Annotated in this window: 21 protein-coding genes; 10 read left to right on the top strand and 11 right to left on the bottom strand. The window is 62.3% G+C overall.

From position 1 onward, the window contains the following. Positions 1-350 precede the first annotated feature (350 nt). The 4 genes from I5961_RS16750 to I5961_RS16735 all read left to right on the top strand — a co-directional run bounded on the left by I5961_RS16750 (position 351) and on the right by I5961_RS16735 (position 5376). The gene (locus I5961_RS16750; protein WP_227232884.1) at positions 351-2675 is read left to right on the top strand and encodes an FdhF/YdeP family oxidoreductase; all 2325 of its coding nucleotides are present in this window, start codon (positions 351-353) and stop codon (positions 2673-2675) included. Between the two features lie 109 nt (positions 2676-2784). Further along, complete coding sequence (locus I5961_RS16745) at positions 2785-4200, top strand: cytochrome ubiquinol oxidase subunit I (RefSeq protein ID WP_227232883.1); 1416 nt, start codon at positions 2785-2787, stop codon at positions 4198-4200. A gap of 17 nt (positions 4201-4217) precedes the next feature. Continuing rightward, complete coding sequence (gene cydB / locus I5961_RS16740) at positions 4218-5234, top strand: cytochrome d ubiquinol oxidase subunit II (RefSeq protein ID WP_227232882.1); 1017 nt, start codon at positions 4218-4220, stop codon at positions 5232-5234. Beyond that, positions 5221-5376, top strand: a complete 156-nt coding sequence (locus tag I5961_RS16735) for a DUF2474 domain-containing protein (RefSeq protein WP_085698192.1) — start codon at positions 5221-5223, stop codon at positions 5374-5376. The genes cydB and I5961_RS16735 overlap by 14 nt, the downstream gene beginning before the upstream one ends. Before the next feature lie 82 nt (positions 5377-5458). Here the strand turns inward: I5961_RS16735 and I5961_RS16730 are convergent, their stop codons facing one another. Then, positions 5459-6310, bottom strand: a complete 852-nt coding sequence (locus I5961_RS16730) for a CAP domain-containing protein (RefSeq protein WP_085698193.1) — start codon at positions 6308-6310, stop codon at positions 5459-5461. A 200-nt stretch (positions 6311-6510) separates the two neighbouring features. On the opposite strand from I5961_RS16730, the gene I5961_RS16725 reads away from it, so the two are divergent. Then, entirely contained in the window at positions 6511-7131 is a 621-nt protein-coding gene (locus I5961_RS16725; protein ID WP_085698194.1) for a cell wall hydrolase, read from the top strand. Here I5961_RS16725 and I5961_RS16720 read toward each other — a convergent pair. Then, a complete protein-coding gene (locus I5961_RS16720; RefSeq protein ID WP_227232881.1) occupies positions 7128-8015 on the bottom strand; it encodes a LysR family transcriptional regulator in 888 nt (295 codons plus the stop codon). The genes I5961_RS16725 and I5961_RS16720 overlap by 4 nt on opposite strands. Positions 8016-8118: 103 nt before the next feature. Here I5961_RS16720 and I5961_RS16715 point away from each other — a divergent pair, with 103 nt between their 5' ends. Continuing rightward, positions 8119-9519 carry an MFS transporter gene (locus tag I5961_RS16715; protein WP_227232880.1) on the top strand — a complete coding sequence of 467 codons (1401 nt, stop codon included), beginning with the start codon at positions 8119-8121 and terminating at the stop codon, positions 9517-9519. Here I5961_RS16715 and I5961_RS16710 read toward each other — a convergent pair. The 4 genes from I5961_RS16710 to I5961_RS16695 all read right to left on the bottom strand — a co-directional run bounded on the left by I5961_RS16710 (position 9464) and on the right by I5961_RS16695 (position 12678). Further along, positions 9464-10879 carry a heavy metal sensor histidine kinase gene (locus I5961_RS16710; RefSeq protein ID WP_227232879.1) on the bottom strand — a complete coding sequence of 472 codons (1416 nt, stop codon included), beginning with the start codon at positions 10877-10879 and terminating at the stop codon, positions 9464-9466. The two genes, I5961_RS16715 and I5961_RS16710, sit on opposite strands and share 56 nt — an antisense overlap. After that, a complete protein-coding gene (locus I5961_RS16705; protein WP_085698198.1) occupies positions 10876-11547 on the bottom strand; it encodes a heavy metal response regulator transcription factor in 672 nt (223 codons plus the stop codon). Before I5961_RS16705 ends, I5961_RS16710 begins: the two co-directional genes overlap by 4 nt. A gap of 12 nt (positions 11548-11559) precedes the next feature. Continuing rightward, a complete protein-coding gene (locus I5961_RS16700) occupies positions 11560-11817 on the bottom strand; it encodes a DUF2790 domain-containing protein (RefSeq protein WP_085698199.1) in 258 nt (85 codons plus the stop codon). A gap of 147 nt (positions 11818-11964) precedes the next feature. Continuing rightward, positions 11965-12678 carry a murein L,D-transpeptidase catalytic domain family protein gene (locus I5961_RS16695; protein ID WP_227232878.1) on the bottom strand — a complete coding sequence of 238 codons (714 nt, stop codon included), beginning with the start codon at positions 12676-12678 and terminating at the stop codon, positions 11965-11967. A gap of 151 nt (positions 12679-12829) precedes the next feature. On the opposite strand from I5961_RS16695, the gene I5961_RS16690 reads away from it, so the two are divergent. Next, a complete protein-coding gene (locus I5961_RS16690; RefSeq protein WP_227232877.1) occupies positions 12830-14443 on the top strand; it encodes a L,D-transpeptidase family protein in 1614 nt (537 codons plus the stop codon). A 3-nt stretch (positions 14444-14446) separates the two neighbouring features. On the opposite strand, the gene I5961_RS16685 is transcribed toward I5961_RS16690, so the two are convergent. Further along, positions 14447-14962: a DoxX family protein gene (locus tag I5961_RS16685; protein WP_227232876.1), complete on the bottom strand. Its 516-nt coding sequence runs from the start codon at positions 14960-14962 to the stop codon at positions 14447-14449. 57 nt (positions 14963-15019) lie between these two features. Next, positions 15020-15223: a hypothetical protein gene (locus I5961_RS16680; RefSeq protein ID WP_007950576.1), complete on the bottom strand. Its 204-nt coding sequence runs from the start codon at positions 15221-15223 to the stop codon at positions 15020-15022. A gap of 362 nt (positions 15224-15585) precedes the next feature. Here I5961_RS16680 and glsB point away from each other — a divergent pair, with 362 nt between their 5' ends. Both glsB and I5961_RS16670 read left to right on the top strand, forming a co-directional pair. After that, a complete protein-coding gene (glsB, locus tag I5961_RS16675) occupies positions 15586-16494 on the top strand; it encodes a glutaminase B (RefSeq protein WP_064379522.1) in 909 nt (302 codons plus the stop codon). A 69-nt stretch (positions 16495-16563) separates the two neighbouring features. Further along, positions 16564-18066 (top strand): aldehyde dehydrogenase family protein, encoded by a 1503-nt coding sequence (locus I5961_RS16670; protein WP_227232875.1) that lies wholly within the window; start codon positions 16564-16566, stop codon positions 18064-18066. 48 nt (positions 18067-18114) lie between these two features. Here the strand turns inward: I5961_RS16670 and I5961_RS16665 are convergent, their stop codons facing one another. From I5961_RS16665 to cynS, 3 genes are all read right to left on the bottom strand, one after another. Further along, positions 18115-18774: a carbonic anhydrase gene (locus I5961_RS16665; protein ID WP_227232874.1), complete on the bottom strand. Its 660-nt coding sequence runs from the start codon at positions 18772-18774 to the stop codon at positions 18115-18117. A 12-nt stretch (positions 18775-18786) separates the two neighbouring features. Then, positions 18787-19023 carry a DUF2790 domain-containing protein gene (locus I5961_RS16660; protein ID WP_227232873.1) on the bottom strand — a complete coding sequence of 79 codons (237 nt, stop codon included), beginning with the start codon at positions 19021-19023 and terminating at the stop codon, positions 18787-18789. 84 nt (positions 19024-19107) lie between these two features. Next, positions 19108-19572 (bottom strand): cyanase, encoded by a 465-nt coding sequence (gene cynS / locus I5961_RS16655; protein ID WP_085698205.1) that lies wholly within the window; start codon positions 19570-19572, stop codon positions 19108-19110. Positions 19573-19691: 119 nt separating this feature from the next. On the opposite strand from cynS, the gene cynR reads away from it, so the two are divergent. After that, complete coding sequence (cynR, locus tag I5961_RS16650; RefSeq protein WP_227232872.1) at positions 19692-20570, top strand: transcriptional regulator CynR; 879 nt, start codon at positions 19692-19694, stop codon at positions 20568-20570. Positions 20571-20620: the final 50 nt, after the last annotated feature.

Here is a 20620-nt window from a genome sequence, read left to right as displayed (position 1 = left end):
CTCGCTTGGGTGAAATCCGCTATTGAAGGAATTGGGTCGGTGCAGGTTATGAGCAACTTGAGACAACGTCCAATCACTCTTAATGACCGGCCGATTGATACTGTCGATGATGAAATAATTCTTCCGGTTTTATCGCTCTCTGTTTTTACAAGTGACTGTATTTAAAGGGTTTAAAGCCGTGATAGATGCTTTCGATAACGCGGTCATTAATAGCGATTAGACAAGTTTTTGCAGCGGTTTCTATCCTTGGCCCCGTCAAACGAAACGACCGCTTTTTTAACTTCAAGTCAGTCGTCGCTGTTTAAACCCGATCAGGTTTTTGCCTGTGTGCATCGTCATGGAGAAGTCCCATGTCACAAGTCGACCGTTACAAACCCTACAAGGGCGCCGCTGCGGGTTGGGGTGCTGTGATCAGCCTCACCAGGAACTGGCTGGGCAGTGAAAACGCCCTGAAAAACATCCGCGCCATGCTCAAGACCAACCAGAACGGCGGCTTTGACTGCCCCGGTTGCGCCTGGGGTGAAGCACCCGGCGCGAGCATGCTGAAGTTCTGCGAGAACGGCGCCAAAGCGGTGAACTGGGAAGCCACCGGCCGCCTGGTCGATCCGGCGTTCTTCAACAAGTACACAGTTTCGACCCTGGCCGAGCAAAGCGATTACTGGCTCGAGTATCAGGGGCGGATCACCCATCCGATGCGCTACGACGCGCGGGTCGACCGCTATGTGGAAACTACCTGGGATGACGCTTTCGCGCTGATCGCCAAACACCTCAAAGGCCTGAAATCGCCCCACGAGGCCGAGTTCTATACCTCGGGGCGTGCCAGCAACGAAGCAGCGTTTCTCTACCAGTTGTTCGTCCGCGCCTACGGCACCAACAACTTCCCGGACTGCTCGAACATGTGCCACGAAGCCAGTGCGGTAAGCATGGGCGAGAGCCTGGGTGTCGGCAAAGGCACGGTGGTCTATGACGACCTGCACCACGCCGACGCGATTTTCGTGATCGGCCAGAACCCCGGCACCAACCACCCGCGCATGCTCGAACCGCTGCGTGAAGCGGTGAAGCGTGGCGCGCAAGTGGTGTGCATCAACCCGCTCAAGGAGCGTGGGCTGGAGCGTTTCCAGAACCCGCAAAACCCGATCGAAATGCTCAGCAACGGCTGGGAAGCGACCAATACTGCGTACTTCCGTCCAGCCTTGGGCGGCGACATGGCGATGATTCGCGGCATGGCCAAATTCCTGCTGGAGTGGGAGCGTGAAGCCCAGGCCACCGGCGGCGAACCGGTGTTCGATCACGCGTTCATTGCCGAACACACGTCGGGTCTCGACAGTTATCTGGCCGAAGTCGATGCCACCCGTTGGGAGCACATCGTCGAGCAATCCGGCGTGCCGCTGCATGACATCGAACTGGCCGCGCGCATGTATGCCCGCGCCAGGAGCGTGATCATGTGTTGGGCCATGGGCCTGACCCAGCACGTGCACTCGGTGTCGACCCTGCAGGAAGTCATCAACCTGCAACTGCTGCGCGGCAACGTCGGCCGTCCGGGCGCCGGGCTGTCGCCGGTGCGTGGCCACAGTAATGTGCAGGGCGACCGCACGATGGGCATCAACGAACTGGCCCCGACCGAGCTGATGGACGCTCTGGAAAAACGCTTCAACTTCAAGGTGCCGCGCATGCACGGCCACAACACGGTGATGGCGATTGGTGCCATGGAGCGCGGCGAAGCCAAGGTGTTTATCGGTCTGGGCGGCAATTTCGCCCAAGCCACGCCGGACACTCCGCGCACCCACGCGGCGATGCGCAAACTCGACCTGAGCGTGCACATCTCGACCAAGCTCAACCGCAGCCATCTGGTGACCGGGCGTGACGCGCTGATCCTGCCGTGCCTGGGCCGTACCGACATCGACGTCCAGGCCGAAGGCCCGCAAGGCGTGACGGTGGAAGACACTTTCAGCATGGTGCACTTGTCGTTTGGTCAGTTGAAACCGAAGTCAGCGCACCTGAAATCCGAGCCGGCGATCATTGCCGGGATCGCCGCCGCCACCTTGGGCAAGCATCCGATCGACTGGGAATGGGCAGTGGGCGACTACGGTCGCATCCGCAACCTGATCGCGGACGTGATTCCGGGCTTCGAAAATTTCAACGAGAAGTTGTTGATCCCCGGTGGTTTCCACCTTGGCAACAACGCGTCCGACCGGGTCTGGAAAACCGAAACCGGCAAGGCCCAGTTCACCCCGTGCGTGCTGCCGGAGCATCTGATCAGCGAAGGTGTGCGCAACCTGCCGGTCAAACCGCATCTGATTCTGCAAACCATGCGCTCCCACGATCAGTACAACACCACGCTGTACGGCCTCGACGACCGTTATCGCGGGGTCTACGGCATGCGCGACGTGGTGTTCGCCAACGAGCAGGACATCCGCCGGCTCGGTTTCGAACCGGGGCAGAAGGTCGATCTGGTAGCGCTGTGGGGCGACGAACGCGAGCGTCGGGTCAGCGGTTTCACATTGATCGCCTACGACATTCCAGCGGGTCAGGCTGCCGCGTACTACCCGGAAACCAACCCGCTGGTGCCGCTGGAAAGCTACGGTGATCGCACCTATACACCGACCTCCAAGTTCGTGGCGATCCGTCTCGAAGCCGCCGAGGCGAGCAACCTGATCCCGTCGTCGGTGGCGTAGCCGACCCACGCGATCCAACCCTTCTGCTTTTTGACTGGCTGCAGGCGTTCGCGCCTGGCGGTGGCCCGGCCGTGTGCTGCCGCTTTTCAGCCTGGATGAGGACATCATCATGTTCAACCTGGAGGCACTGGACCTGGCGCGAATTCAATTCGCGTTCACGGTTTCGTTCCACATCATTTTCCCGGCGATCACCATTGGCTTGGCGAGTTTCCTGGCGGTGCTCGAAGGCCTGTGGCTGAAAACCCGTAACGACACTTACCGCGATCTCTACCATTTCTGGTCGAAGATCTTCGCCGTCAACTTCGGCATGGGCGTGGTCTCCGGTCTGGTCATGGCGTACCAGTTCGGTACCAACTGGAGCGGGTTCTCTGATTTTGCCGGCAGCGTCACCGGGCCGTTGCTGACCTATGAGGTGCTGACCGCGTTCTTCCTCGAGGCCGGGTTCCTCGGGGTGATGCTGTTCGGCTGGAATCGCGTCGGCCGTGGCTTGCACTTCTTCGCCACGGTGATGGTCGCCATCGGTACGCTGATTTCGACCTTCTGGATTCTCGCCTCCAACAGCTGGATGCAGACTCCGCAAGGTTTCGAAATCGTCGACGGCCGGGTGATGCCGGTCGACTGGCTGGCCATCGTGTTCAACCCGTCGTTCCCGTTCCGGCTGGCGCACATGGCGATTGCCGCGTTCGTTGCCACGGCGTTCTTCGTCGGCGCTTCGGCAGCCTGGCATTTGCTGCGCGGCAACGACAGCAAACCTGTGCGCAAGATGTTTTCCATGGCGTTGTGGATGGCGCTTATCGTCGCGCCGATTCAAGCGGTGGTCGGTGACGCCCATGGCTTGAACACGCTGGAGCACCAACCGGCAAAAATCGCCGCCATCGAGGGCCACTGGGAAAACGCTGACAACGAGCCGACCCCGCTGGTGTTGTTCGGCATCCCGGACATGCAGGCGGAGAAAACCAAGTACGCGATCGAGATTCCGTACCTCGGCAGCCTGATCCTCACCCACAGCCTCGACAAGCAGATTCCGGCGCTCAAGAGCTTCCCGAAAGAAGACCGGCCGAACTCGACCGTGATCTTCTGGAGCTTCCGCGTGATGGCCGGGCTGGGCATGTTGATGATTCTGGTCGGTGTGCTGGGCCTGGCGCTGCGGCGCAACGGCAAGGTCTACCGGCATCGCGGCTTCCAGCGGCTGGTGCTGTTGATGGGGCCGAGTGGTCTGATCGCGTTGCTGGCAGGCTGGATCACCACCGAAGTCGGGCGGCAGCCGTGGGTGGTGTATGGCCTGATGCGCACTCATGACGCCGCGTCCCACCACTCGGTGGCGCAGATGAGCACGTCGCTGGCGCTGTTCGTCGTCATCTACTGCTCGGTGTTCACCGTGGGCATCGGCTACATGATGAAACTGGTGAGCAAAGGTCCGCAGCCGCACCACGAACACCCGCCTGAAGGCACTCAGGTCCAGACCCCGCGCCGGCCACTTTCGGCGGTCACCGACAACCTCGAATCCGCGACCCGGATCCACTGAAAAAGGAGCGTTGAGTCATGGGTATCCAAGGTATCGATCTCTCGTTGATCTGGGGCGTGATCATTGCCTTCGGGGTGATGATGTACGTGATCATGGACGGCTTCGATCTGGGCCTCGGGATCCTGTTCCCGATGATCAGCGACGAGCGGGAACGCGACGTGATGATGAACACCGTCGCACCGGTGTGGGACGGCAATGAAACCTGGCTGGTGCTCGGCGGCGCGGCGTTGTACGGCGCGTTTCCGCTGGCTTACGGGGTGATTCTGGAGGCGCTGTATCTGCCGCTGATCTTCATGCTCGCGGGTTTGATTTTTCGCGGTGTGGCGTTCGAGTTTCGCTTCAAGGCACCGGCTGAAAAACGTCATCTGTGGGACCGGGCATTCATTGGCGGTTCGCTGTTGGCGACGTTCTCCCAAGGCGTGGTGATTGGCGCGTATGTGGCGGGAATTCCGGTCGTGGATCGGCAGTTCGCCGGTGGCGGTCTCGACTGGCTGGCGCCGTTCCCGCTGGTCTGCGGTGTCGGTCTGGTGGTCGCATATGCCTTGCTCGGCAGCACCTGGCTGCTGGTCAAGACCGAAGGCATGCTGGAGTCGCGGATGCGTCACTACAGCCGTCCGCTGGCGTGGCTGTTGCTGGCGATGGTGGTGGTGATCGGCGCGTGGACGCTGCAACTGCACCCGGAACTGGCCACTCGCTGGTTCAATCATGCGCACCTGACCGTGTTCGCCGGGCTGGTGGTGCTGGCGGTACTGGCGCTGTTCGGGCTGTTGCGTTCGCTACGGCAGCGACACACCCACTGGCCGTTCGTGTTCACCCTGGTGCTGATGTTCCTCGGTTACATCGGGCTGGCGCTGAGCATCTGGCCGAACATCATTCCGCCGTCGGTCAGCCTGTGGGCGGCGGCCTCACCGGCCACCAGTCAGCTGTTCGCCCTGATCGGCGCGCTGTTCATCCTGCCGGTGATCCTGATGTACACCTTCTGGAACTACTACGTGTTCCGCGGCAAAGTGAGGATTGGCGATGGCTATCATTGATTCGCGTGAGGTGAAATCCAGCCCCTGGTACAAGCGCCTGGGCTGGCTGCTGCTGATCTGGTTTGGCAGCGTGGTATCGCTGGCCGTAGTGGCGAGTCTGTTGAAACTGGCGATGTATGCGGCGGGGATGAGGACTCACTGAGCATAAAAAAACCGGAGCCTGGCTCCGGTTTTTTATTGCCCAAATCTGAGTCCACCACTGAGTCCTGTGGTGGTTTTAATGTTTACTCGCCACCAAACATCGCCGTCCAGTAAATGCCGGCGCTGCTCTTCGGATCGACTGCGTAAGCAGCACCCATTTCGCGGTACTGCGGGTTCATCAGGTTGGCGCAATGGCCGGGGCTGGCGAGCCAGCCGGCAACGACTTTCTGCACCGTGTCCTGCCCGGCGGCGATGTTCTCGCCGACCTGCTGGCCGCTGTAGCCGGCCAGTTCGGCGCGGTCGCCGGGAGTGCCGCCGTTGCGGTCCTTGTGGTCGAAATAATTGTTGTTGGCCATCTCGCGGCTGTGTTCCTGGGCGACACCGCCGAGCACGGCATTCCATGCCAGCGGCGCAGTCGCCGCGAATGCCTGACCGCCGCACTGGCGCGGTTGGGCGCGGGCGGCGTTGAGTTGTTCGAGAAGTTTCTGGCCTTCAGCCTGACCGTCGCCGAGGCGGGCAGACAGCAGTGGCCGGGCCAGAGTGATGCGCCAGTCACGGTCGGCGCGGCTGACGCCGATATCGACGAACTGCGGATCCAGCACCACCTGACAGAAGCTCTCCTGAATCGCCTTCATCGCCGACGCCGCATCCCGTGGCCCGTTCAGGGTGATCGCCTGCACGTTGACCATCGGGTAGCGAGCGCTGGACATCGCCTGCTGCAAATCCACTACGCCGCTTGCCGGCAGAATCAGGCGCGGATCGGCCGACAGTGGCGGCAATTCGCTGGACGCCTGGCTGCCACAACGCTGCGGCTGGCTGCGGTAGCTGTTGATCGATTCGATCAATTGCGACTCGTCGGCGGCCATGGCCGAAGTGGCCAACGCCAGGCCCACGGACAACGCGGCGAGTCGCAGAACGGATGGCATGAAGCGCATGGAAATCTCCCTTGGGCTGAGTGCGCACATCATGCGCGAAAGGGCCCCGGTTCGTGCAATGTCTTTTTCTTCATCGCGCGGAATTTTCTACCGAACGATTCCGTGCAATTTGCCGTCTACACTCTGCGAAGACCCCGCAAACCGGGCGTCTCAACCACGTAACAGTTTGCCCGCGACGGGCGCTTTCGGAAGAATCGATCATGCGATTGAACGGGTTGCTTTGCTGTCTTGCGTTGACCCTCCTGAGCGGCGCGGCACTGGCCACTGATCAGGCGCCGATCAAGGAAAAGGCCGAAGCGAAAGCCGAGGTACTGGAAGAGAAGGCCGCCGACAAACCCGACGCGCCCCCGGCACCCAAATCCGAAGCCATCACCCCGACCGAGGCTCAGGCGGTCGACCCCGCCGGAGCCGCACCGCTGGACGACCCGATCACCTGTCTGGCACGCAGCATCTATTGGGAAGCCAAGGGCAAGGACAATGCCGACATGGAAGGCGTGGCGAGCGTGGTGATGAATCGCCTCGGGCATGACGGCTTTCCAGGCACGGTCTGCGAGGTGGTCAAGCAGGGCTCGGAAAGCAAGAGTTGCCAGTTCTCCTGGTGGTGCGACGGGCGTCCGGATCAGGTCAAGGAAGATGCCGAGTATGCGCTGGCCAAGGAAATCGCCGGCAAGGCCCTGAACCGTCAGCTCACCGACCGCACCCACGGCGCGCTGTATTTCCACGATCGCAACGTTCATCCGGGCTGGGCCAAGGAATACATCAGGACCGCCGAGACCAGGAAATTCCTGTTTTATAAACCCACTGGCGGGGATGCGCGTTAGGCGCAGACTTCGCGCACACAATTGCGCAGCCAGCGGTGCGCCGGGTCGGCGTCCATGCGCGGATGCCAGAGCATCGACACGCTGATGTCCGGCATCCGGAATGGCAGGGCGAAACTGTGCAGGCCCGTTCGCAGTTTGCTGGTGTGACGTTCCGGGACGGTGGCGATCAGGTCTGATTCACGGACCAGCGTCAGCGCCGCTGAAAACCCGCCGAACGAGGTGACGATATCCCGCGTCAGGCCGAAAGCGAGCAATGCTTCGTCCACCGGGCCGCCGCTGCGCCCGCGTCGCGACACCAGAATGTGCTGGCCTGCGGCAAAGCGTTTGACGCTGACCTTGCCGATGCTCAACGGATGCCCCTCACGCACCACACCGATCCACTGATCGCGGAACAGGATCCGGCTGTGCAGCGTCGGGTCGGTGCTGTCGTCGACCACACCGGTTTCCACGTCCACCCGGCCTGCGCGCAACAGCGTGCTGTCCTTGTCGGCCTTTTGCACAAAGCGCAGACGCACGTTGGGTGCCTCTTCGGCGATGCGGGCGAGCAGGGCGGCGGCAAAGGTTTCGACAAAACCGTCGGTGTTGCGCAGGGTGAACGTGCGCCGCAATTGACCGAGATCGAGCACTTCTGCCGGCCGCAAAACCGCTTCGGCCTCCTGCACCAGATAACTGACCCGGTCGCGCAGCTCCTGCGCGCGTGGGGTCGGCACCAGTCCTCGGCCGGCGCGCACCAGCAGCGGATCTCCGGTAGTTTCGCGCAGCCGGGCCAGCGCGCGGCTCATGGCTGACGGGCTCAAACGCAGGCGCTCGGCGGCGCGGGCGACGCTGCCTTCGCTCAGCAACACGTCGAGGGTGATCAACAGGTTCAGATCCGGTGCATTCATGACATGGCGTTCCATGCAGGTATCAAGTGCAAAGCATGCGTCTTGCGCCTTGTATTGTCGAGGCTCAGGCTATGCCGCATGACTTCTGCCCTGTGAGCCTCCCATGCACCGAGAACCCCTGAACCCCTCAGCCCGCTGGGCGCTGACCAGTCTGGCGCTGTCGATGTTGATGCCGTCACTCGACACCAGCATCGCCAACGCCGGACTGCCCACGCTGGCGGCAGCGTTCGATGCGTCCTTTCAGCAAGTGCAATGGATCGTGCTGGCCTATCTGCTGGCGGTCACCACGTTGATTGTCAGCGTCGGGCGACTGGGGGACGGCTTCGGGCGGCGACGCTTGCTGTTGATCGGTATCGGCATCTTTACCGCCGCCTCGCTGGCCTGCGCGCTGGCGCCGAGCCTCGCATGGCTGATCGGTGCGCGGGCGATGCAAGGCCTTGGCGCAGCGATCATGTTCGCGCTGACGGTGGCGCTGGTGGCCGATGCGGTGCCCAAGTCCCGGGCCGGCAGTGCGATGGGGTTGCTGGCCACGATGTCCGCCACCGGCACCACCCTCGGACCGTCGCTCGGTGGGCTGTTGATGGCGCATGTCGGCTGGCAGTCGATCTTCGTGATCAACGTACCGCTGGGCTTGCTCAACGCATGGTTGGTGTATCGCTATTTGCCGAAGGACCGGATCGTTCGCTCGGGAGTTGCATTTGATTATCCCGGCACCGCCGTACTGATGCTGACGCTGGCGGCCTATGCACTGGCGATGACGATTGAAGGCCTCACCCCGACGTTGCTGTTGCTCAGTCTGTTGGGCGTGGGGTTGTTCATCCTGGTCGAGAAGCGGAGCAAGGCGCCGCTGATTCACCTGTCATTGTTCACCGACACGCGAATCAGCAGCAGTCTGGCGCTGACGTTGCTGGTCACGACAGTGATGATGACCACGCTGGTGGTCGGGCCGTTTTACCTGAGCCGAGGGCTGGGTCTTTCCAGCACTCAGGTCGGTCTGGTGTTGTCGATCGGGCCGTTGCTGGCGGCGTTCAGCGGCGTACCGGCGGGGCGGCTGGTGGATCGTTTCGGGGCGCGGCGGATGGTGCCGGGTGCGTTGCTCGGACTGGCCTGCGGATGTGGTCTGTTGGCGCTGTTGCCGATGAGTTTCGGGGTGTTTGCCTATGTGCTGCCGATCACGGTGGTGGCGTTGAGTTATGCGCTGTTCCAGGCCGCCAACAACACCGGGTTGATGTCCGGGGTTGCTCAGGATCAGCGCGGCGTGGTCTCGGCCATGCTCGGACTGTCGCGCAATCTGGGCTTGATCACCGGGGCGGCAGCGATGGGCGCGGTGTTCGCCCTGGCCACGGATGATCCGACCCAGGCGCCGGCCGCGGTCATCGCGGGCGGCTTGCACATGACCTTCGGTGTGGCCACGGCGTTGATGTTCGCGGCGCTTGTCCTTGGCGCCTTCACACACTTGCGTCTCGCGTCTCCCGTGCCGGAAAGAACAGTTCAAAGCAGGTGACGCCATCAGCGCTGCTGACGCTGTAGCGGCCCTGATGCAACTGCATGATGGTCGCCACGATCGACAGGCCCAGTCCGTTGGATTGGGCCGAGCGTTCGCGGGACGGATCGACGCGGTAGAAGCGTTCGAACAGTCGCGACAGGTGTTCGGGAGCAATGGTCGCGCCCTGATTGCGCACTCGCAGATAGCTGCCGTCCGCTTCGGCGATGGCTTCGACTTGCAACGTCGAGTCCGCCGCGCCGTACTTGATCGCGTTGGCGCACAGATTGGCCAGGGCTCGACGCAGCAGCATCGGCTCGGCCCAGATCACGCCGCTGCCACGGGCCTCGATGGTGACACCGACATCGGCGGCCAGGCCTTCGAAGTAATCGGCGATGCGCTGCATCTCGTCGCAGGCGTCCAGCTCCTGACGCTGGCTCAGCGCGCTGGCCGGGTCGGTGCGGGCGAGAAACAGCATGTTGTCGAGCATCCGCGCCAGCCGTTCGAGTTCCTCGACGTTGGAGGCGAGCAACTGCTGATAGGCGTCCACGCTGCGGTTCTGTTGCAGGGCGACCTGGGTTTCTCCGAGCAGGTTGTTGATCGGCGTGCGCAGTTCGTGGGCCATGTCGGTGGAAACCTGACTGAGTTGCGCAACCCCTCGGTCGAGCCGGTCCAGCATCGCATTGAAAGACTCGATCATTGGCTGCAATTCCCGGGGCGTGCCTTGGCGGTCGAGGCGTTCGCCGAGGTTGGCGATGCCGATCCCATGGGCATGCCGGGCAATCCGCCGCAACGGCAGCAAGCCGCGATACACCAGCAGGCAACCGACCAGCGCCAGCGCAATCGCCGCCAGTGAGGCGAGGCCGTACACGCTGAGCCGGTAATTGGCGAGCATCGCCGTACGTTCGCTCATCACTTTGGCGATGAGCACCTGCAGATTGCCCTGGTCGCCGGAGTCGATACTGGCCGCCACTGCCGAGAACGGCACGCCGTTGATGCTTGGCAGATGCTGCACGTCGTTGAGCGCCATGACATGGTCGATCGGTACGGCGGGCACGCTTGGCAGTGTCAGGTCGCCGGGGTTGACCACGAACAGGGGCGGTTGCCCCGGTGCACCGATGGTCAGCAGCGCTTCGCGGTTGCCCAGCATGTTCTGGAACAGCGCCGGTTTGGTCTTGATGAGCTCGAGCGTGTTGCTGTCGTTGAGGATGGTGCGTAACTGATCGATGCGACTGACCAACTGGATGTCGTCGCGGCGAGTCAGTTGCTCTTCGAGCTGGTTGTACAGCGCCGCGCCGAGGCCCGCCAGCGCGGCGAAGGCGAGCACCGCGAAGACCAGTGCCAGGCGTAACGTCAGCGAATACGTGCCGGCGATTTTCATGGCTGGGTATCGAAGCGGTAGCCGATGCCGCGCACGCTGTGGATCAGCTTGAGCGGGAACGGATCGTCGATCTTCGCCCGCAGGCGGCGCACGGCGACATCGACCACATTGGTGTCGCTGTCGAAATTCATGTCCCACACCCGCGAGGCAATCAGCGAACGCGACAGCACTTGCCCGGTGTGGGTGGCGAACAGTTGCAGCAAGGCGAATTCCTTGTTGGTCAGGGTGATCCGGTTGCCGGCGCGGCTGACTCGGCGTTTGAGTACGTCGATCTGCAGATCGGCCACCTGCAAATGCTCTTCTTCATGGATCGGCCCGCGTCGGGTCAGGGTGCGCAGGCGCGCCACCAGTTCGGCGAAGGAAAACGGCTTGATCAGGTAATCGTCAGCGCCCAGTTCCAGGCCTTTGACCCGGTCGGCGATGTCGTCGCGGGCGGTCAGGAACAGCACCGGCGTGTCGGCTTCCTTGCGCAGCCGGCGCAGGACTTCCCAGCCATCCATTTTCGGCATCATCACGTCCAGCACGATCACGTCGAAGTCGAACTCCAGCGCCAGGTGCAGACCGTCGGCGCCGTCCCGGGCCAGGCTCACGCTGTAGCCCAGTTCCTGCAGGCCGTTGAGCAAGTAATTGCCGGCCTTGGGTTCGTCTTCGACAACAAGGATATTCATGGGCACTGTGCCTCAATGGTCGTTGGTGCAGCCGCTGCCCTGCACTTGATAGTCCAGCACATGTTCACGGCCCTGATGGTCGAGGTATTTGAGTTGCGCGGGGATCACGCCGCAAGCCTGGGAAATATCGGTGCTGGAGATGACTTTGTCGACATCCAGGTGCACGAAGAAACCGGTTTTGTCATGAATGACGGCGGCGTCCGGTGCAGGCGCGGCGAACACGGAGCCGGTGGCGAGGAGGGCGGTGAAGGCGAGGATCAGGGTTTTCATGATGGGTCACTCGAGTCGTTGAAGTTGATCGGCGTTCTGGCCGGGACAACTTCAAGCTACCGGGCGATCCGCTCGGCAAACCGACAACTCGATGACAAATCTGTAATAAAACGAACCTGTGGGAGCCAGCGCACTCCCACAGAGTATTCAGCTGGCGTGGGTGCTGAGAATGCTCGCGATCTGTTGCGGCTGGCAGTTGAGATACGGCGAGGATTTCAGCCACTGCTGATCCGGGTACCAGGAGAACATGAATTGGCCATTCTTCAGACTGTCGATCACCCGTTTGGCGACTTGCGGTCGCACGGCCGGACAACCCTGACTGCGGCCCAGACGACCGGTGCGTTTGCTCCAGAACGGGTTCACATAGTCGGCGGCGTGGATCACGATGGCGCGGTCGCGGGCCATGTCGTTGATGCCCGGCTCCAGACCGTCCATGCGCAGCGAGTAACCGTGAGTGCCCTGGTAACTTTCCTGGGTACGGAACAGGCCGAGGCTGGACTGAAAGCTGCCTTCACGGTTGGAAAACCGGGTGGCAAAGTTTTCCCCGGAATTCGAGCCGTGGGCGACCAGATCACGCAGCACCAGTTTTTTCCGGGTCAGGTCGAAGATCCACAACCGGCGCTCGGTGGACGGCTGCGAATAGTCGATGATCGCCAGGTGACGGGACTGCTTCGCGCCGTTGTTGATCGCACATTGCATGGCGTTCAAGGCACCTTTGAGCGCCTGGGGATTGAGTTCCGGAGCGGCGTGCGCGAGGCTGGTGTACAGAACCGGCGAAGAGGTGCCGGCGGCAAAGGCTGGACTGGTCAGCACGCCAATGGCGGTGGCAGTCAGCAGAAGTCGGCGCAAAAACGTCAACATTTAACGTGAGTCTCCACTTGCTACTTGTTTGGCACTTAGGCTCCTGACGTCCAGTCGTTCCCGGCAAGCCCGCGAATCGGGCCTGACTGTTCACCGCACCTGAGGTAAGGTTGACCGTCAATCAGGACGGCCATGGATTGGAGTAAAGCAGTTGTTCAAAAAGTACGCATGCTACTTGAGCATTTGTTTGCTCGCTGCGCCGTTTGTCGCTTGTGCCGAAGAGCCGTTGCCGGGGCTCCCGACGCTACCGCCCGTACCGACGCAAATGCCTGTCGAGCCGCAGAGCCCGTTGCAGGCTGCGCTGATCAGCCTGCCGCAGGCGTGCCCGACGATCGGCACCAGCCTCAATGGTCCGGCGCTGAATCAATTGCGCGCGTTCTACCAGCAGCAGGACTGGCTGCCGGTGTGGGCCGATGGCGGGCAATTGCCGGCCTTGCATGCGCAATTGCAGCTGTTGGCCGACGATGGCCTGAACCCGAAACGCTATCCGGTGGCGCTCACCGCCCCGCAGGACGGCGAACTGTGCGCCGACATCCAGATCAGCCGTTACTACCTGCAAGCCCTGCAGGATCTGCATTATGGTCTCCTGTTGCAATCGCACTTCGAACCGCTGTGGCATTCCGACGAAACGCCACGCGACCGTCAGGCCGAATTGCTTGCCATCGCCGTTCCGGGCGTGCGCAACGTTGCGGCCGCCTTCGATCTGGCACGCCCGCAACTGGCGCAGTACCAGAACCTGCGTCATCTCTACGCCGCTCAACGCCTGAAAGCCTTGCCCCAATGGACATCGGTGGGCAACGGCCCGTTGCTGCGTCCGGACATGGAAGACAAACGCGTACCGGAACTGGCTCGGCGGCTGTACAGCGAAGGCTACCTGAGCAGCCTGGTCGGCACGCCGGACAACGCTTATCACGGCGTATTGGTCGAGGCGGTGAAGAGCTTTCAGGCCAACCATTCGTTGCAGGCCGACGGGGTGGTCGGGCCGGGGACGATTGCCGAGCTCAACATCAGTCCGCTGACCCGTCGCGAACAGTTGCGGGTCAACCTTGAACGTTTCCGCTGGATGGCCCAGGACATGGAGCCGGACGGTTTGCTGGTCAATGTCGCCGCTGCCGAACTGACGCTTTATCAGAGTGGCCTGCCGGTGTGGCACACCCGCACCCAGGTCGGGCGCGCCGAACGCCAGACCCCGCTGCTCAAATCCCGGGTCACGCGCCTGACCCTGAACCCGACCTGGACCGTGCCGCCGACCATCTGGAAGGAAGACAAACTGCCGGAAATCCGCAAGGACCAGACCTTCCTCAGCCGCCAGAATCTGCAAGTGCTCGACGCCAATGGCCAGCCGCTGGCCGCCGCCGACATCGACTGGGACAACCCCGGCAACATCCTCCTGCGTCAGGACGCCGGGCCGCGCAACCCGCTGGGGCAAATGGTCATTCGTTTCCCCAATCCGTTTTCGGTGTACCTGCACGACACGCCGAGCAAGGCGCTGTTCGACAAGGGGCCACGGGCGTTCAGTTCCGGCTGCGTGCGGGTCGAGCATCCGATGAAGCTGCGCGACTTCCTGCTCAGCCCGGCGGAGAAGGCGCGCACCGATACCTTGCTCGCTACCGGAACCACCCATGAATTCCGCCTGAGCAATCCGGTGCCGATCCTCATGACTTACTGGACGGCCCAGGCCGACGACCATGGTCGCGTGCTCTACGCACCGGACATCTACAGCCGGGACAGCGCGCTGCTGGCCGGGCTGGACCGGGCGCATTGATCCTCAGCGGCTGGCGCGTTTCCAGAACAAGCGCGCCAGCCAGGCATCCACGCTCAACTTGCCGGCCCCGGCAAACACCAGCGGCATTAATGCGGCGAGGTAGATCGCCGGCAGCTTGAAGTTGCCGAAGCCCTTGTTGGTGATCGCGTACCCCTGAGCCAGTTCACTCAACGATGACCAGTCCGCCGGCCAGTGCACGGCTGCGGTGGCGACGACGGTCACGACCATCAGCGAAATCGCCGAAATCCGCGTGCCGAATCCGATCAGGATCGCCAAGGCGCAGATCAGCTCGGCCCACATCGACAGCTCCCAGTTCAGCGTCGCCGGCAAGTGATCGAAGGGAAACGGGAAACGCTCCTGAATGTCTTCGAACCAGTTCTGGCCGTTGAATTTCTCCAGCCCCGATTCGAAGAATTCCCAGGCGACGAACAGGCGCAAGGTCAGCGGTGCGAGCCACTGGCCGGCGCGGTCGAGGTTCAAATGCAGGCCTTTGACGGCCGACGAGAGAGCTGTGGTCATGGCAAGGCTCCATTCATTCAAAGGGAAACGGGGCACCGACGTACCCCGTGCAAAGGGTTATTCGCCGGCGCCGCACTTGCCTTCGCCGCATTTGCCTTCCGAGGTTTTTTCCGCCGAGTCGGCCTTGGCCTGGGTCTGGCTGTAGCCGTGATCCAGTTGCTTGACGCTGAAGGCTTCGGAAGCCGAAGCGGCGTTGGACAGGGCCAGGCCACCGGCAAGCAGCAGGCCCAGCGTGAGGGAAGTTTTCGAAAGTTTGGTCATGGTGAATCTCCGATGCGAGGTGTGAGTTCAAAGGCTTGATCGGTGTTGCCGATCGACAGGTTCATTTGAACGCCGGGCTGTATCGCTGATGTGTCGCGAAGGGCCGGATTTGTGCGCGGGATGTGTCGGGCATCGAGCCGTACACACTGCGATACACAGACTGCTCAAAAATTGTGGGAGCGAGCTTGCTCGCGATGGCGGTGGCTCAGGCGCCGAGGATGCTGGCTGTCCTGGCCTTATCGCGAGCAAGCTCGCTCCCACAATGGATCTCCAATTATTCCGAATGTGTGATTTGCCTCAGCCCCGCAGCGTCTAGCCACGGTGTCCCCGCAATCCCATGGGGCGAGACTTCGAGACCCGGCATGCAAGCGCTGTTGAACGAGATCCTTGACGCTGTCCGGCCCCTGATCGGGCAGGGCAAGGTGGCTGACTACATTCCCGCCCTCGGCACCGTGCCGGCCAATCAACTGGGCATCGCCGTGTATGGCAACGACGGCGAGATGTATTGCGCCGGCGACGCCGAGACGCCGTTCTCGGTGCAGAGTATTTCCAAGGTGTTCAGCCTGGTGCAGGCCATCGAACATTCCGGCGAGGCAATCTGGGAACGCCTGGGCCACGAGCCGTCCGGCCAGCCGTTCAACTCGCTGGTGCAACTGGAGTTCGAACGCGGCCGTCCGCGTAATCCGTTCATCAATGCCGGGGCACTGGTGATCTGCGACATCAATCAGTCGCGCTTTGCCGCACCGGCCTTGTCGATGCGCGACTTCGTCCGGCGGCTGTCGGGCAACCCACAGGTGATGGTCGACGGCAAGGTCGCCGACTCCGAGTACCAGCACCGCGCGCGCAACGCGGCGATGGCGTATCTGATGCAATCCTTCGGCAATTTCCACAACGACGTTGAGGCGGTGCTGCGCAGCTACTTCAGCCATTGCGCGCTGCGCATGAGCTGTATCGACCTGGCTCGGGCGTTCTGCTTCCTGGCCAACGACGGCTTCTGCAAACACAGCGGCGAGCAGATTCTGAGCCGGCGCCAGACCCAGCAAGTCAACTCGATCATGGCCACCAGCGGCCTCTACGACGAGGCCGGTAACTTTGCCTATCGCGTTGGTCTGCCGGGCAAGAGCGGCGTCGGTGGCGGCATCGTCGCGGTGGTGCCGGGGCAGTTCACGGTGTGCGTGTGGTCGCCGGAACTGAACACGGCGGGCAACTCGCTGGCGGGGATGGCGGCGCTGGAAATGCTCAGTTCGCGGATTGGCTGGTCGGTGTTCTGAGCCCGTGTTGCTTTGAGGGAGGCCAACCTATACATTTTCCGGCCGCCCTCAATATGGTGAATCTGCTCCATGTCTCTCGCGCTCGAACGTCTCGTCGCTGGCACGCCTATCCCTTTCGCCGGTAACCGCGTCACCGTGGTCAGCCCCGAACTGGCCGAGCGTTTCCGACCCGGCGATCACCTGTTGGTGGAGCAGGTGAGCGGCGAGCTGTTGCTGATTCCGGTGGTGGATCAGCAGGCCGCGTCGGTGGCGATCGAGCGTGCAGCGGCGGCGTTTACCGCGTTGTCCTCGGTGTCGGATGAGGCCATCAGCCGCTTCTTCGATCTGTTCGCCCAACGCCTGGAAAACCCGGACGCCTGGGCACTGATCGAAGCCGCCAACCTCGCCGACATCGAACGGGCCAAGGTTCGCGGTCGTTCCACCACCCGTTTGCTCGCCGACGAGCGTATGCGCCGCGACATGATCGCCGGCCTGCGTGCCTGGCGTGATGCGCCGGCCACCCGCGGCAAAGTCATCAGCAGCGTCGAGCATGACGGCTGGAAGGTCGAGCAGGTCGTGTCGCCGCTGGGCATCGTCGCGTTCGTGTTCGAGGGCCGGCCAAACGTCTTCGCCGACGCCGCTGGCGTACTGCGCACCGGCAACACGGCGGTGCTGCGCATTGGCAGCGATGCATTGGGCACCGCGCAAGCCATCGTTACCCATGCCTTGAATCCGGCGCTGGCCGATGCCGGTCTGCCGGCGGGTGCGGTGTCGCTGGTGGAGAGCGTCAACCACGCCGCCGGTTGGGCGATGTTCGCCGATCGGCGTCTGTCGCTGGCCGTGGCACGTGGTTCGGGCCGCGCGGTCAGTCAGCTGGGCAGCATCGCCCAGCAGGCCGGCACCGCCGTCAGCCTGCACGGCACTGGTGGCGCGTGGCTGATCGCCGATCGCGATGCCGACGCCAGGCGCTTTGCCGCGGTGGTGCGCAACTCGCTGGATCGCAAAGTCTGCAACACGCTGAACGTCTGCCTGATCCAGCGCGAGCGTGCTGCCGAACTGGTGCCGCTGTTCCTCGACGCCTTGCAGCAGGCCGGTGCTGCGCGTGGTCAGGGTTGCAAACTGCACATCGTCGAAGGCAGCGAAAGCTACCTGCCGAGCGACTGGCAGAACGCGACGGTCGAGGTCTATCGCGCCGAGGGTTACCAGACCGAAGCGCTGGCCGAACCGCTGCCGCGAGCGCAATTGGGCCGCGAGTGGGAATGGGAAGAAACCCCGGAAACCAGCCTGATGATCGTCGACGATCTGGATCAGGCCATCGCGCTGTTCAATCGCTACAGCCCGCAATTCACGGTGTCGTTGATCAGCGAAGATGCAGCGGTTCAGGAGCGCTTCTACAGCGCGGTCAACGCGCCGTTCGTGGGTAACGGGATCACCCGATGGGTCGATGGCCAATACGCGCTGAACAAGCCGGAACTGGGCCTTTCGAACTGGGAAAGCGGTCGTCTGTTTGCCCGCAGCGCGATTCTCTCCGGCGACGGTGTGTTCACCGTACGCAGCCGCATGACGCAAATCGATCTGGGCGTAAAACGCTGAACGGAACAACACCGCGCCCGTCGCAATGAGGGGCGCGGCGTTGTGTTTTCAAGCAGCATCGACTGCCTGACCGTAGACCGCACACGTCGACGGGGGCTCGGCCAGTGAGACGAAGGTGCGGCGGTCTTCGCTCAAGGCATCGATGGAGCCGGTCTCGATGTCGTAGACCCAGCCATGCAGATTCAGCAGGCCTTTCTCCTGGGCCAGGCGCACGCTTGGGTGAGTCTGGATGTTCGCCAGTTGGGCGATCACGTTTTCCCGCACCATTGAACTCAGCTTGGCCGCGTCATTGGCGTGTGGCCGTGATTCGTTGACCACTTTCGCCGACTCGGCGTGTTGCAGCCAGCCGCTGACGGCGGGCAGATGATCCATGCATTTGCACTGGGCGATGGCGGTCATGGCCCCGCAATCGGAGTGGCCGCAGATCACGATGTCGGTCACGCCGAGCACAGCCACCGCGTATTCCACTGTCGCCGAAACCCCGCCCGGATGCGGGCTGTAGGAGGGCACGATATTGCCGGCGTTGCGGATCACGAACAGCTCGCCGGGTTCTTGCTGGGTCAGCAGTTCCGGGACGACGCGGCTGTCGGAGCAAGTGATGAAAAGCGTGCCCGGGGTTTGGGTAGTCGCGAGGTGTTTGAACAGTTCGGTGCGTTGTGGAAACGCTTCGTTCTGGAACTTCAGGAAGCCTTCGATCAGGTTTTTCATGGTGTAGTCCTCTCAGTTCGAACAGCCGGTGCCGAATTCGCTGTATTGAAGAATGTGTTTTGCGCCGTGGCTGTCGAGGTACGTCATCTCGACCGGCACCACGCCGCAGATGTCGGCGACCGGGGTGATGCTCACGACTTCAGCGATGTCCAGAGACATGCCGTAGCGGTAGGCGAAGGCCTCTTCATCAGCCTGAGCCTGGGCGGCAAGGCCGGCGAGCAGGGCCAGGGTCAACAGAATTTTTTGCATGGGGCAGCCTCCAGACAGATGTGGTGACGACTTGGCAATTCAGGTTTTGGATGGGCCCGCACGCGATGGGCGGGCCCGGAGGAATCAGAACGGACGCAGCGGAAGGAACTTGCCGTCGAGGGTGACCACGGCGCGGGAACCGCCTTCAGGGTCTTCGACTTTCTTGATGTCGAGCTTGAAGTTGATCGCGCTGATGATGCCGTCGCCGAACTGCTCGTGAACCAGGGCTTTGAGGGTGGTGCCGTAGATCTGGATCATCTCGTGGAAACGGTAGATGGTCGGGTCGGTCGGCACACCGTCGAGGCTGCCGCGCAGCGGGATGATTTGCAGGGCGGCGACGTCTTCGGCGCTCAGCTCAAGCTTGTCGCCAACCACTTCGGCAGCGTTTTTTGGCAGCGGGTGCTGGCCGAGGAGGGCGGCGGTGACATAGGCCAGGCTCAGGCCGGTGCCGTCGGCCAGATCCTGCCACGAGAGGTTCTTCTGTGCCTTGGCATCCAGGGTGCGGGTGGTCAGGGCGATGCGGCTGTCGTTGTAGGCTTGGGATTGCATGTTGCTTCTCCTTTCGGGGTTGGCTTGCTGTGTGGGCTCATCTTCTGCCGATTGATCCATAGCGTCCAAGACCGATATACAATGCAAAGCATAAGTGCTGCCTATAGATGGAGCGTCCCATGCTGTTGCGACATTTGCGATACCTGCTGGCCGTGGCCGATCACGGCGGTTTCACTCGGGCAGCCGAAGCGCTGCACGTGTCGCAGCCCACCCTGTCGCAACAGATCCGCCAACTGGAAGAAAGCCTCGGGGTGGATCTGTTTGATCGCACCTCGCGTTCGGTCAAACCCACTGACGCCGGTCAGGCCTATATCGAATGCGCGCGACGGGTGCTGGTGGAGCTGGAGGCGGGCAAACGCGCGTTGCATGACGTGAAGGATCTTTCCCGGGGCTCGCTGCGGCTGGCCATGACGCCGACATTCATGGCGTATCTGGTCGGGCCGTTGGTGCGCGACTACGTGGCGCGGTATCCGGGGATTCACCTGGAGATTTTCGAGTTGTCGATGGACGACATCGAGGCCGGGCTGGCGGATGACTCACTGGATATCGCGATTGCTTTCACGCCGGTGCGCAACCCTGACATCGAATGCATCCCGGCGTTTGTCGAGACGTTGGGCGTGATGGTCGGGCGAGAGCATCCGTTGTATGACAGCGCTTCGGTGCTGACGCCGGGTGACATTGCGCAACTGGATTTCGCTCTGTTGGCACCGGACTTCATCACGCGGTTATCGATTGACGAGTATTTCCGTCAGCACGGCATCACGCCCAAGGTGCAGATCGAGGTGAATTCGGTGAGCACGTTGCTGGAAGTGATCCGGCATGCGCCGATTGCGACCATGTTGCCAGAGGCGATTGCGACCGATGACCGGGCATTGCGCCGGTTGCATGTCCAGAGCGAGGCGCCGCAGCGGGGAGCGGCGTTGTTGCGGCGCCAGAACAACTATCACAGTGCGGCATCGGTGGCGTTCATGGAGATGGTGCTGGAACCCCGTTCATGAGCATTGTTTGCGAGCAGTAAAAAAGGGCCTGCTCCTATTCGGAAGCAGGC

This window comes from Pseudomonas sp. IAC-BECa141 (genome assembly GCF_020544405.1).
Lineage (GTDB): Bacteria > Pseudomonadota > Gammaproteobacteria > Pseudomonadales > Pseudomonadaceae > Aquipseudomonas.
This window is presented reverse-complemented; position numbering and strand designations above follow the sequence as displayed.

What these genes read in the sequence shown, in the direction of transcription:
- cydB (WP_227232882.1), top strand. Translation starts at nt 4,218, where the DNA reads ATGGGTATCCAAGGTATCGATCTCTCGTTGATCTGGGGCGTGATCATT.
- I5961_RS16710 (WP_227232879.1), bottom strand. Translation starts at nt 10,879, where the DNA reads ATGAAAATCGCCGGCACGTATTCGCTGACGTTACGCCTGGCACTGGTC.
- I5961_RS16750 (WP_227232884.1), top strand. Translation starts at nt 351, where the DNA reads ATGTCACAAGTCGACCGTTACAAACCCTACAAGGGCGCCGCTGCGGGT.
- I5961_RS16715 (WP_227232880.1), top strand. Translation starts at nt 8,119, where the DNA reads ATGCACCGAGAACCCCTGAACCCCTCAGCCCGCTGGGCGCTGACCAGT.
- I5961_RS16670 (WP_227232875.1), top strand. Translation starts at nt 16,564, where the DNA reads ATGTCTCTCGCGCTCGAACGTCTCGTCGCTGGCACGCCTATCCCTTTC.
- I5961_RS16730 (WP_085698193.1), bottom strand. Translation starts at nt 6,310, where the DNA reads ATGCGCTTCATGCCATCCGTTCTGCGACTCGCCGCGTTGTCCGTGGGC.
- glsB (WP_064379522.1), top strand. Translation starts at nt 15,586, where the DNA reads ATGCAAGCGCTGTTGAACGAGATCCTTGACGCTGTCCGGCCCCTGATC.
- cynS (WP_085698205.1), bottom strand. Translation starts at nt 19,572, where the DNA reads ATGCAATCCCAAGCCTACAACGACAGCCGCATCGCCCTGACCACCCGC.
- I5961_RS16735 (WP_085698192.1), top strand. Translation starts at nt 5,221, where the DNA reads ATGGCTATCATTGATTCGCGTGAGGTGAAATCCAGCCCCTGGTACAAG.
- cynR (WP_227232872.1), top strand. Translation starts at nt 19,692, where the DNA reads ATGCTGTTGCGACATTTGCGATACCTGCTGGCCGTGGCCGATCACGGC.
- I5961_RS16745 (WP_227232883.1), top strand. Translation starts at nt 2,785, where the DNA reads ATGTTCAACCTGGAGGCACTGGACCTGGCGCGAATTCAATTCGCGTTC.
- I5961_RS16695 (WP_227232878.1), bottom strand. Translation starts at nt 12,678, where the DNA reads ATGTTGACGTTTTTGCGCCGACTTCTGCTGACTGCCACCGCCATTGGC.
- I5961_RS16685 (WP_227232876.1), bottom strand. Translation starts at nt 14,962, where the DNA reads ATGACCACAGCTCTCTCGTCGGCCGTCAAAGGCCTGCATTTGAACCTC.
- I5961_RS16705 (WP_085698198.1), bottom strand. Translation starts at nt 11,547, where the DNA reads ATGAATATCCTTGTTGTCGAAGACGAACCCAAGGCCGGCAATTACTTG.
- I5961_RS16720 (WP_227232881.1), bottom strand. Translation starts at nt 8,015, where the DNA reads ATGAATGCACCGGATCTGAACCTGTTGATCACCCTCGACGTGTTGCTG.
- I5961_RS16725 (WP_085698194.1), top strand. Translation starts at nt 6,511, where the DNA reads ATGCGATTGAACGGGTTGCTTTGCTGTCTTGCGTTGACCCTCCTGAGC.
- I5961_RS16680 (WP_007950576.1), bottom strand. Translation starts at nt 15,223, where the DNA reads ATGACCAAACTTTCGAAAACTTCCCTCACGCTGGGCCTGCTGCTTGCC.
- I5961_RS16700 (WP_085698199.1), bottom strand. Translation starts at nt 11,817, where the DNA reads ATGAAAACCCTGATCCTCGCCTTCACCGCCCTCCTCGCCACCGGCTCC.
- I5961_RS16665 (WP_227232874.1), bottom strand. Translation starts at nt 18,774, where the DNA reads ATGAAAAACCTGATCGAAGGCTTCCTGAAGTTCCAGAACGAAGCGTTT.
- I5961_RS16660 (WP_227232873.1), bottom strand. Translation starts at nt 19,023, where the DNA reads ATGCAAAAAATTCTGTTGACCCTGGCCCTGCTCGCCGGCCTTGCCGCC.